We start from the raw sequence: 10643 nt of genomic DNA, 5'->3' as shown, positions 1-10643 counted from the left end.
CCAACATCTGCAATGGATACAACAGCAAGAAAATCAGAGCAGTAATCTAATTTCTCTACATAAAAAAGCTCAGTTAGAACTGATTACCACGACTCAAGATAATCACTCAAATTCATCAACAACACTCTTACAAGTGCATAACCAGACGGTAACAACTCAAGATATTATCCCTCTCTTGAATCGATACCAACTGCTATCAAAGCTCCAGGAAGAACTTTTGATTGATGAAGCAATCGCACCCTTTAGCTGCACACCAGAAGAAGAAGCCAAGTGTTACCAAGACTTGTGCAAACAGCATCAATTGACATCAGAAGCTCAACGTCAAAATTGGTTGCAGCAGCAGAACATAACTGAAACACAATTTTTAGATTTAGCAACCCGTAACCTGAGAATTGAAAAGTTTAAACAAGCCACTTGGGGTAGTAAATTAGACTCGCACTTTTACAAACTCAAGCCAAAGCTTGATCATGTTATCTACTCTTTAATTCGCCTTCGGGATGCGGCTGTTGCTCAAGAACTTTACTTCCGTCTGGTAGAAGGCGAACAGTCCTTTGCTGAAGTTGCAAGGCAATACTCTCAAGGTGGAGAAGCTCAGGCTGGTGGCTTAGTGGGGCCAGTTGCATTGAGTACACCCCATCCCAAACTAGCCCGAATCCTTGCCATCAGCCAACCAGAGCAGATATCGCCACCAACCCACATCGGAGATTGGTGGGTAATTGTGCGGCTGGAAAAGCTGATACCAGCCCAACTTAACGAACCTATGCAGCAACGATTGCTCAACGAACTTTTCTCTTCTTGGTTACAAGAGCAACTGCAACAACAAACTTCTCAACAACAAGTTGAAGTACAAAAACCAGCTTGATTCCTTAACTTTGAAACCGCTTAATTTTTTTTGAGGAGCATAATATGACAGCTTTCAACTTTAGTGAACAAAGCCTAGTCGGAAACAATTTTAACGGTCAAAACTTAAATGGCTCCAATTTTTTCAAAGCTACCCTTACAAATGTTCAATTCGTCAATACAGGGTTGCGAGGCACTAACTTTGAAGAAGCAAAGCTATTTAACGTAAATGCATCTGGTGCAATTTTTGCCCCTAATAATAACTTTTCTCAACCAGCTAATTTGTTCAAGGCGACATTAGAAAATGTCAATTTCAGTGGGGCCAATTTGAGACAGGCTAATCTGTCGCTGATTAACACGAAATTCATCAATCTATCAAATGCTAACCTGACTAATGCTAATTTGCGGGAAGCTAATCTCAGTGGTGAACAATCTGAGCGCCCCAACCTGAGAGGTGCTAACTTCACGGGAGCCGATTTATTTAAGGCGAAGCTAAAAGCCGCTGACTTTACAGGTGCAACGCTCGTGAATGCCAGCTTTCTAGAGGCTGAGTTGGATAGTACTATTTTGGTCAACGTCGATGCAACGGGGGCTGACTTTCGTCTGACAAACTTCACGGATTTGACCTTACAGAACTCTATTTTTGACCTGGCTAATTTCAGTGATGTCTCCATCAGTGATGTAGAACTACTAAATCCAACACAGTCAGGTAATGTTAGGTTTCGTGGTGCGAATTTTAGCAACGTTTCCGCAGAAGATTTGATTTTAACTGGTGCTGATTTTAGTTCCTTTATAGATGCCAATGGCAATGTTACAGTAACAAACTTGAGTGGGGCTGACTTTGCTGATACTGATTTGAGTGGAGCTAACTTTACCCAAGCCAACGCAGAAGGTTTTTCTTTTAATGGACTTGCTGTTGGTGCAAATTTCACAGATGCCAACTTGAGAAACGCTGATCTGTCTAAAGCAAATTTCACTGATGCCATTTTCGTGGGAGCGGATCTGACTGGTGCGATCGCAGATGATGCAATTGGTCTAAATATTGGAGATGAATTTAACAACACCCTCACCGGAACCAGCAGCAACGATAATCTCTTTGGCTTTGCAGGGAATGACACCTTAATTGGTAATGCAGGGAATGATTATCTAGACGGCGGTTTAGGCGCTGATTCTCTATTTGGTGGCGGTGGAAATGACACCTTGTTTGGTGGTGCTGGCGCTGACAATCTCACCGGTGGTGCAGGTAATGACTATCTCAATGGTGGCGCTGGCAATGACACACTTACTGGAGGAAATGGCAGCGATACCATTCGCTATAACTTGGGTGATGGTCAAGACCGAATCAACGAATTTGTAACAGGAGCAGGGGGAGATATCCTTTCTTTCGGTGGTATTGCTGCAATAGATGTGCGTATTGTCAACGGTAATAGTCAGTTCCGATTAGGAGATGGCATCGCTAATAATGCAGGTTTTGGTACTGGACAGTTGTTATTGACCCTCTTTGGCACTACCTTTACCCAAGCTGACATTAGTACAAATATTGATCCAAACAACAGTTCTGTCTTCCAGTTATCGTAAGCTTATGGAAACCTGAGTCAATCTTTTATCGAACAGAATTCAGGAGTCAGGAGTCAAGATTGGAATCACCGTAGCTTTAGCCCGGTGAGGATGTCAAAGGACTTTAAATGAGTAATAAGTGGATGAGAAATGGGTATTTACTCATTACTCATTACTTATTACTCATTACTCATGGCAAGATTGATTCTTCTGCCAACAATTCTGATCCTGCTTCACCATTAACAGCATTATCGGAATCACTAGATTTAAAAAACCCATCTGCTACATCTTTAATAAAACCAGCTGTAGGTACTGCGACTAGTAAACCTAAAACTCCACCAACATTGGTTCCGACAAGCAAAGCAATTAATACCCATATTGGTCGAATGCCAGTAATTTTACCTAAAAGACGTGGTGCGATCGCCTGATCAATTAACTGGTCAATGACAACAGCTACCGCAAAAACCTTTACTGCTAACCAAAAGTTATGTGTAGCTATAATGAAAGTTATTACAACAAGACTAACAACATCACCAAAGGGAATTAAGCTCAAAAGCCCAACTCCCAAACCAAAGAGTAAAGCAAACTGGACTTGAAAAGCTAAAAATAATAATGTTATTGAAACACCCATCAGCAAAGCTAAAGTTCCCTGACCAATCAAATAATTTTGGAAGTTTTGCTGAATAGACTGGCTTACCTGTTGAGCTATACTTCCAGGTAACTTCTTAAATATACCCTCCCAAATCCTTGGCCCATCTAACAATAGATAAAAAGTCAGGACTACAATGATTAACGCCTCAGAAATACTATCAATTGTATCTATGATAATGCTTAAAAGCTTGTCTGAAACAAACTCTAATTCATTGGGTAATTGCTCAGTAATTTTTGCTAATAGCTGACTTAGATTCACATTTATTCTGTGTCTAAAAAACCATTCATTTACAATCTGAAGTTTTTCTTCGCTAGAATCAATCCATTGGGGAAAGACTTTAACCATCTCATTAAATTGCTCTAAAACAATGGGTAATAAAGTAATGCCCAGAGCAACGATAATTATCAATGCTGATATAAAAACTAACGCTACTGCATAGCCACGTTTAAGTCCTCGCTTTTGAATAATTGAAACAGGATAGTTTAAAACGAATGCCAGCAAGGTAGCCAAGACAAGAATTGTTACGACAGGTTGAAAATTTTTAACCAGTAAAAATACTAGCCAACCATTAAGAAAAGCTAGAGGAAATAGTAGCGTAAAAATTAACCATCTAAGTAGTTGATTCAGTGAAAAATTCATAGTTAATTTTAAAATCAAAATTATTCTAATTTATACATTGAACTTGAGAATTAAATAGACTTAAGGGAAAATAGATAAGAAAAATATTTCCCCATTCCTTGCTCCCTACTATTCCAATTTTTAACTTTCAGCAAAAGCTAAAAATTGCTCCTCATTTATTCGCCCTGCTTGATGCAAAGTATTAGTAATTTCTGAAATAGTTAAAACCGCATGACTACGATAACCATTTTGCTGTAATCTATCTTTTACCCCTTGTTCATGGTCGATAAATACTACAATATCATTAACATTTAATCCTGCTGATTCTAACTTTCCTGCCCCTTCCATGACACTTTTGCCACTGATGAGAATATCGTCAACCACTACAACTGTTTCACCAGGGTGAAAGTTACCTTCAATTACTCTCCGCGTTCCGTGTGCCTTAACCTCTTTACGAGGGAAAATCATTGGACAATGAAGGCGCAAAGCTAAACCAGTCGCAGTAGGTAAAGAACCATAGGGAATACCTGCTAACCTATCAAAATTCAGGTTTTTCAAAATGTCCTCATAAGCTGTGAGAACTTGATTAAAAACTTGAGGGTTGGAAATAATTTTGCGTAAGTCGATGTAATAAGGAAATATAGCTCCCGATGCTTGGACAAAGCTGCCAAACATAATGCAGTCAATATCATAAAGTTGTAAAATTAAATCCTGATGGGGATGCTGATTTAGCAAACAAACATCAGGAAACCACACAGAACACGTGGAATTTTCGTGAATAATTTCAGCTTTTATTTGATTAATTTCTGCGCGTAAAGACTGGATTTGCTCAGATAATTGTGTGTTTCCCAACATATCTTGAGGAACAGGAATCAGCAAACCATCACCGTTAGCATTCAAGCCTACTTCTAAAATTTGCTTCAGGTTTTGACCCTCCGCCCAGATGCTACGCGCCATAATAATTCGTTCCGGCGCGATCGCTCGGATAAGTGCTAATACTTCAGGTTTTGTAGTTCCCACTTCCAAACCCAATTGTTCTGGAGTTCCCCAAGTTTTTGATTCTTTTACCACCTGTAAATAAAGAGGTGATTCGTTTGTAGGATATTGCTGTAAAGCTTCTGCACCTGGATTAGAAGTACAGCATAAAATAAATACCGCTTTACCCTGATAGACCAAAAAAGGTGCTACATGATCTTGTCCTGTATAGGGGCTAAGAGTTATTGCATCTACCTGCCATTCTGTAAACACAGTCCGAGCAAAGATGGTACTAGTATTTAAGTCGCTGTGTTTGGCATCTAAAATAACTGGGATGTGGGCTGGAATAGCTGCTAAAGTTTTGTACAGCAGTTCTAAACCAGGAATACCTAACGCTTCGTAGAAGCCAAGTGTAGGTTTATAAGCACAAACGAAATCAGCAGTTTCAGCAATAATGAATTGTAACCACTTCTCCAAACCAGCAATGAGTTCTTCAGATTCATAACGCACAGGCATCATCTCTGGATTTGGATCAAGTCCTACAAACAGTAAGCTTTGATTTTGCAAGATATTTCCATTCAATTTATCAAAAAAGTTCATATTTTTTAAAAAGAGTCATTTGTTATTTGTCATTGGTCATTTGTTATTGGTCATTTGTTATTGGTCATTTGTCATTGGTTATTAGTATCCGCGTCTATCTATCTCCATGACCAGAGTTTCTTTTACTAAAACATTGATTCTGTTAGTTGAGCGCCTCCAGCTTTCTGCCCTAATCGAGAGTGAATCACTGCAAATAAGATAACCAGCGGCACTGAGGCAAAGTGAACGATTCGCAATGCTTGCCAATTGCCAAAAAAATCCACTATCCAGGGAAACTGAGCAGGTTTATACATTCCTATTCCTGTAAATAATGCCAGCAGCAAAATAGGAATAATTGCTGTATATGCAATCCGATGCCAAGCATAAATTAGACGCTTAGAATTTTGACTTTTTTGTAATGCTTTGAAGTCATTGACACCGACAAACCGATGTCGCCAACGCCGGGTAATTAAAATGTAAATTCCATACCATAAGAGATTTAGGGAGAATAGCCACATTGCTGCAAAATGCCAGTGTCTACCTCCTGCAAGCCAACCTCCTAAAGTAAATATCGGAGGAATGTGCAAACCTGCACGTCCACCAAAAACAGGGTTGGCGTTGTAAATTTGTAATCCACTGGTGAGCATGATAAACAGACTAATGATGTTACACCAGTGGAAAATTTTGGCTCCTATTGCTTGGGTAGGTGGCTTTCGAGTTTGAGAAGGAATGGTCGAATTCATAAATTTTGATTGATAAAATTCGCTGTTTACCTGTCTTGGTTAAATAGCCTAGCCAGTTTGAGGATGGTTAACTTACCTTTATTTTCCCATCATTAGATCCAGTATTCTGACATTGATGCTCTACCATCTGCTGTTTTAACTGTCAGTTTAGGTATGACTAGGGTTGTTCTAAGCTAAATTTTCCCAATTGGGCGATGTCTTACAGCAGTCTGATCGTAATAACACGATAAATTGCATTCCATCACTTCGTCGCTCAAATGACTGCTGATGCTCGAATTTCAATTTCTGCCATACCCTGATCGCACGCTTGTTGAATGCTGCGATCGTTACCCGAAAAGCTTTTGGCTGAAATAAACTTTTGGCAAATTCCAATACGGCTTTGGCATACTCAGCACCCTTTCCTTGTCCGGTCAAGTCAGGGCGAATCCCCATACCAATATCCAACGCCTGCTCATTGTAATCACCACCAGTGACCTGTCCATCTTGTCCAAAAGAACAGTAAGCTACTAACTCGCCATTCTCATCCAGAATACTGTAAAAGGTGTTCTGGGGGTGCAGAATATGTTGTAGTAGATTAGCTTCTGGCTCTGAGTAGTTATATAAATCATAGGGTGGCTCATATCGCCAACTTAAGATAGCGCGTGCATTACTCTCATTAATTAGGTGAAACGTAAACATTACTTACTGTGCTGTTTGTACTACCCTAACCCTAACTTTGAGATGCGCTCAGTATAACTCGACGAAACGAATCCCCAATGGAAAAATGACATTATCTTTTCAGTTATTCAATGCTATTGAGGCTAACAAAAATATTTCTTTCCAAGAATATAGGAATCCGCTTTGATTTCTGAACTAATTTGCGTAGGCAGGCAATAGGCAATAGGCAATCTTGCTACAGTCAATAAGGCTTCTTAGTTGTACTGAGTTTTGTCAGAAATCAAATATGAGTCCTATATAAGAGATTGATAAGAACTAACTCAACAATCTATCTTTGGAAAGATGTCGTTTGGATCTTTTGATTACAAAAGAGTATCTAAAGTAAGGTATATACCAATAAATAAACACATTAACTAAATTTAATGATATAAATTTCTTGTATAACATTTACAGCAATGTTTACAACAATAAAAAACAACAATAAATAATGAAATACAATGCCTAGACTCATAGGAAAACGCTCTAATTCTGGAGCAAATATAACTGTTTTAATCATCCTTGTTGCCATATTTGGGGTATTACTCGAATACTTTGGCATGATTGATATCGTTCCCGGTTTTGGTAGAGAGGGACGATATTTTCAGCTTAAAGGTCAAGCAACTAACCAACAAGTAATTGAACAAGAAAATCAATATAGGAGGGATAGATAAATGCGTAAAGGTAGTGATGTTATAGATAAAGTTGTCGTCACCTACGACACAGGCGAGAAAGTTGTCCGAATTATAGATTTAATTTTTGACCAGAAACGCAATCAACTTTTGGGTTTTCTCGTTGCAGAAAAAGGACTGTTTCGAGACGCAAAAGTGATTCCTTTGGAAGAAGTGCAAGCGATTGGGTTGGATGCGATCGTAGTTAACTCGAAAGAATCTGTTGTTAAAGCACATCGTGTCCCTGCAATTAAAGAGATTCTGCACCAAAATATCGTGTTGAGAAAAAAGAGAATTCTGACTACTGAGGGACTTGACCTCGGTGGATTGGTCGATTTGTTCTTCGATGAGCATAGTGGACTGGTGGAAGGATACGAAGTTTCTGGCGGTGTATTTGCCGATGCTTATTCAGGGCGGTCGTTCGTTCCTGCTCGTGAAGCCCTGAAAATTGGTTATGATGTTGCCTTTGTACCTCCAGAAACCTCTCAAATGATGGAAGAACAGGTGGGTGGTATCCGAGGAGTTGTTCAGGCAACTGGAGATAGATTACAAGAATCGGCTGAGACTACCAATCGCAGATTGCAAACAGCATCTCAAACCGTGAATGAGCAGATGCAAAGCTCAGTAGAGAGTATGAACCGTGTGCTACAGGAAGCAAGTCAGAATGCAGGTGAGCAATTGCAAGCTGTAACTGATGCTACTAGCAGCAAACTGCAAGACCTCAATCGAGATGCAACTGCTTCCCTAACAAACAATTTGGTTGATCCTGCCGAGCAAAAGGTATATGTGATTGGCAAGCATGTTGAGCGGGATGTGCTGACTCCAGACGGGAATGTACTGCTACTACAGGGGCAGGAAGTGACGCTAGTCGATGCAGAAGCAGCCGATCGCATGGGTATCCTTGATGAACTTTATCGAGCTACGGGTGGTAGCCTGACTGTCAATATCAGTCGCAATTTGCAAGCAGCAACAGAATCTACTAGCAATCGAATTGGGAGCCTAACTCACAGTAGCGCCGCTAATCTGCGTCACTCGGTTGATTCGCTGGTAGGACATGTGGCGATCCAGCAGGCAAGAGGGCGTAGAGTCGTACAAACAGTGCGTGCTAACGATGGCTTAATTATTGCGGCATCTGGGCAAATTGTGACGGAATCTCTTCTGGATCGGGCCCAGACTTACGGTAAAGAAGCAGAATTGCTGAACGCTGTCGGTCTGACTCTGGCAACCGCAGTCGGTTCTACCGCAAGTGACAGATGGTTAGAAAACAAAGTTCAACTGCGCGATGGGGCAAGTATTGCTCAAGAGAATCTCAACACTTTTTGGCAAGCCTTGAAAGTGAAGGCAGAAAACTTACAAGGACGCGGCACACGGGCAATGAAGAAGCAACGGATTGAACAAGCTCTGGGTCGTCCAGTTACCCGTGTCATTCTTGACCCAGAAGACAACGTGATTCTGAATGTAGGTGAATTGATTACACATCGCGCTGTTAGTCAAGCTGAAGAAAGTGGAGTTCTGAATATCTTACTGAGTTCGGTCTATACCAAGGAGCCAGAAATCTCTGATCAGGAGTTACGTGCTTCAGAATATGGAATGGCAGCCTTGGCGCATCATGGTAATGGGGTAAAATAAACAACCGATGCTGTTGGCAACACTTGTTTTTATGGATTTCTTGTTCTTGCTGGAGGCAGGAGGTAAAAGTATTACTATTCCTAGCCTTGGGGTTTGCAAAATGTCCTAACCTATGTGGCTACGGCTATATGTCCACCTGTACAACAGTCCTAAATGATTCGTGAAAACTTAAATCCCCGACTTCTTTGAGAAGTTGGGGATCTTGTTTGTCACAGATGATTTAGAGAAGTTAGAAGTGGGCGTATTAGCGTCAGGATTTATGCTGTGAGTGATGGGAGGTAAAGTAGCTCCCATCACACCTAAACTGATTGAACTCGCCATTTAATTCGTCGGATTAGAGGGTTTAACCTGATTTCGCATTGTTTCAAAGCTAAAAGCAGCCGCACCAAAGGTTACTAACAACACTCCCAGAATTTGCACAATCTCCAAATTCTCTTGAATGATTAACCCAGCGAAAATCACCGTTAAAACTGGGATAGTACCACCAATGAGCGCCGCTCGCGAGCCACCTAGTTTACTAATACCAACATTGTTGAGCAAATAGCCGCCAAGAGTCAGCACACCCAAAATAAACGCGCTTAAAACCAGTTCTAGCATCTTAGAACTGTCAACTACCAAGTTCCAAAAAGGTAGCATCAAGCAGATAAAGCTCAACAACAACATGGTAGCGAAGTTAATTAAAGTAAAAGTTACGGGATGCAGTTTGCTAGCACAAACCCTTGTCAAAATTATGTAAGCCGCAAAAGCAACGCCCGAAAGCAGGGCGGTGCTACTTCCCGTTGAAGTATTACCCATAGCTATGGCGGGAGAGCCTCCCAAAACTAGCAATTCACCGCAGCAAATCGCGACGATCGCACCGATGCGGAATATTGTAGGGCGATCGCGAAATAGAAACCACGACAATAAACCACTAACCATCGGATAGATAAAGAACAGTGCGATCGCCATTCCGGTTGTGACTTGAGCGATCGCAATGTAAATTAGCACCTGAGATAAAAACAAAAAGCAGCCACTCACAATCGATAACACCAAAATCTGCTTGGTAGCTGCATTAGTAGGTGTGGGATTTCCTCGGACTGAAGCGGCCAAGTTTTCCAAGTCTTGCCACAGTCTTGGATGCAATATAGGAGATAACAGTAGCATCAGTGGTACTACTACCATAAACCGTAGCGTCAAAATTAATAGAGTATTGCCCAAAGTCGGTGGTAGCAACTGTTCTACTTCTAATACTCCAAAAATCTGGGAACCTTGGTGGAAAATTATCTTGATGGCTACGTTGTAAAGCGACGATACCACTGCTGATAAAACAATCAACAAGAAACCAATTTGGAGCGGCGATAAACCGGAGGAATTACGCGATCGCGATTGTGGGGGTTTTGCTTCCGGCTGTGGTTCTAGCGCAGTGGTTGATGGGGATTGAGCTTTGTTCTGTGATACATCCTTGCGGAGGACAGAAATTGGTTCAGTAGTATTTAGCCTTAGAGAAGGGCGCTTCATTCTCGGCTGTGACACAGGTGCAGCAGGAGGTTCTGATGTCGTTTCGTTTTCCGCTAAGTCCTGATTCAGGACAGAAGTTGGTTCGGTGACATTATCCTTTGGTGGCGGAACGACAGCAGCAGGAGGTTCTGATCTCGTTTCGTTTTCCGACAAATCTTTGCTGGGGACAGAAATTGGGTTCGCGGCGTT

At 41.1% G+C, this 10643-nt stretch carries 9 protein-coding genes; 4 read left to right on the top strand and 5 right to left on the bottom strand.

Features of this window, described 5'->3' with window-relative positions; translation table 11 throughout:
• Positions 1-862 (top strand): peptidylprolyl isomerase (locus tag RRG12_RS40525; protein ID WP_420763085.1); only part of this gene is annotated, 862 nt, incomplete at its 5' end.
• A 44-nt stretch (positions 863-906) separates the two neighbouring features.
• Positions 907-2418, top strand: a complete 1512-nt coding sequence (locus tag RRG12_RS40520) for a pentapeptide repeat-containing protein (RefSeq protein ID WP_420757909.1) — start codon at positions 907-909, stop codon at positions 2416-2418.
• Positions 2419-2587: 169 nt separating this feature from the next.
• Here the strand turns inward: RRG12_RS40520 and RRG12_RS40515 are convergent, their stop codons facing one another.
• The 4 genes from RRG12_RS40515 to RRG12_RS40500 form a co-directional block, all read right to left on the bottom strand.
• Positions 2588-3688, bottom strand: coding sequence for an AI-2E family transporter (locus RRG12_RS40515; protein ID WP_420757910.1), 1101 nt, complete (start codon positions 3686-3688; stop codon positions 2588-2590).
• A gap of 120 nt (positions 3689-3808) precedes the next feature.
• Entirely contained in the window at positions 3809-5242 is a 1434-nt protein-coding gene (locus RRG12_RS40510) for a bifunctional orotidine-5'-phosphate decarboxylase/orotate phosphoribosyltransferase (RefSeq protein WP_420757911.1), read from the bottom strand.
• Between the two features lie 125 nt (positions 5243-5367).
• Positions 5368-5964 carry a cytochrome b/b6 domain-containing protein gene (locus RRG12_RS40505; RefSeq protein WP_069070015.1) on the bottom strand — a complete coding sequence of 199 codons (597 nt, stop codon included), beginning with the start codon at positions 5962-5964 and terminating at the stop codon, positions 5368-5370.
• Positions 5965-6132: 168 nt separating this feature from the next.
• Positions 6133-6642 (bottom strand): GNAT family N-acetyltransferase, encoded by a 510-nt coding sequence (locus RRG12_RS40500; RefSeq protein ID WP_420757912.1) that lies wholly within the window; start codon positions 6640-6642, stop codon positions 6133-6135.
• 476 nt (positions 6643-7118) lie between these two features.
• On the opposite strand from RRG12_RS40500, the gene RRG12_RS40495 reads away from it, so the two are divergent.
• Entirely contained in the window at positions 7119-7331 is a 213-nt protein-coding gene (locus tag RRG12_RS40495; RefSeq protein WP_420757913.1) for a hypothetical protein, read from the top strand.
• Entirely contained in the window at positions 7332-8957 is a 1626-nt protein-coding gene (locus tag RRG12_RS40490) for a PRC-barrel domain-containing protein (protein WP_420757914.1), read from the top strand.
• A 321-nt stretch (positions 8958-9278) separates the two neighbouring features.
• On the opposite strand, the gene RRG12_RS40485 is transcribed toward RRG12_RS40490, so the two are convergent.
• Positions 9279-10643 (bottom strand): EamA family transporter (locus RRG12_RS40485; protein ID WP_420763084.1); only part of this gene is annotated, 1365 nt, incomplete at its 5' end.

The sequence above is a fragment of the Nostoc sp. CALU 546 genome, assembly GCF_048836525.1.
This window is presented reverse-complemented; position numbering and strand designations above follow the sequence as displayed.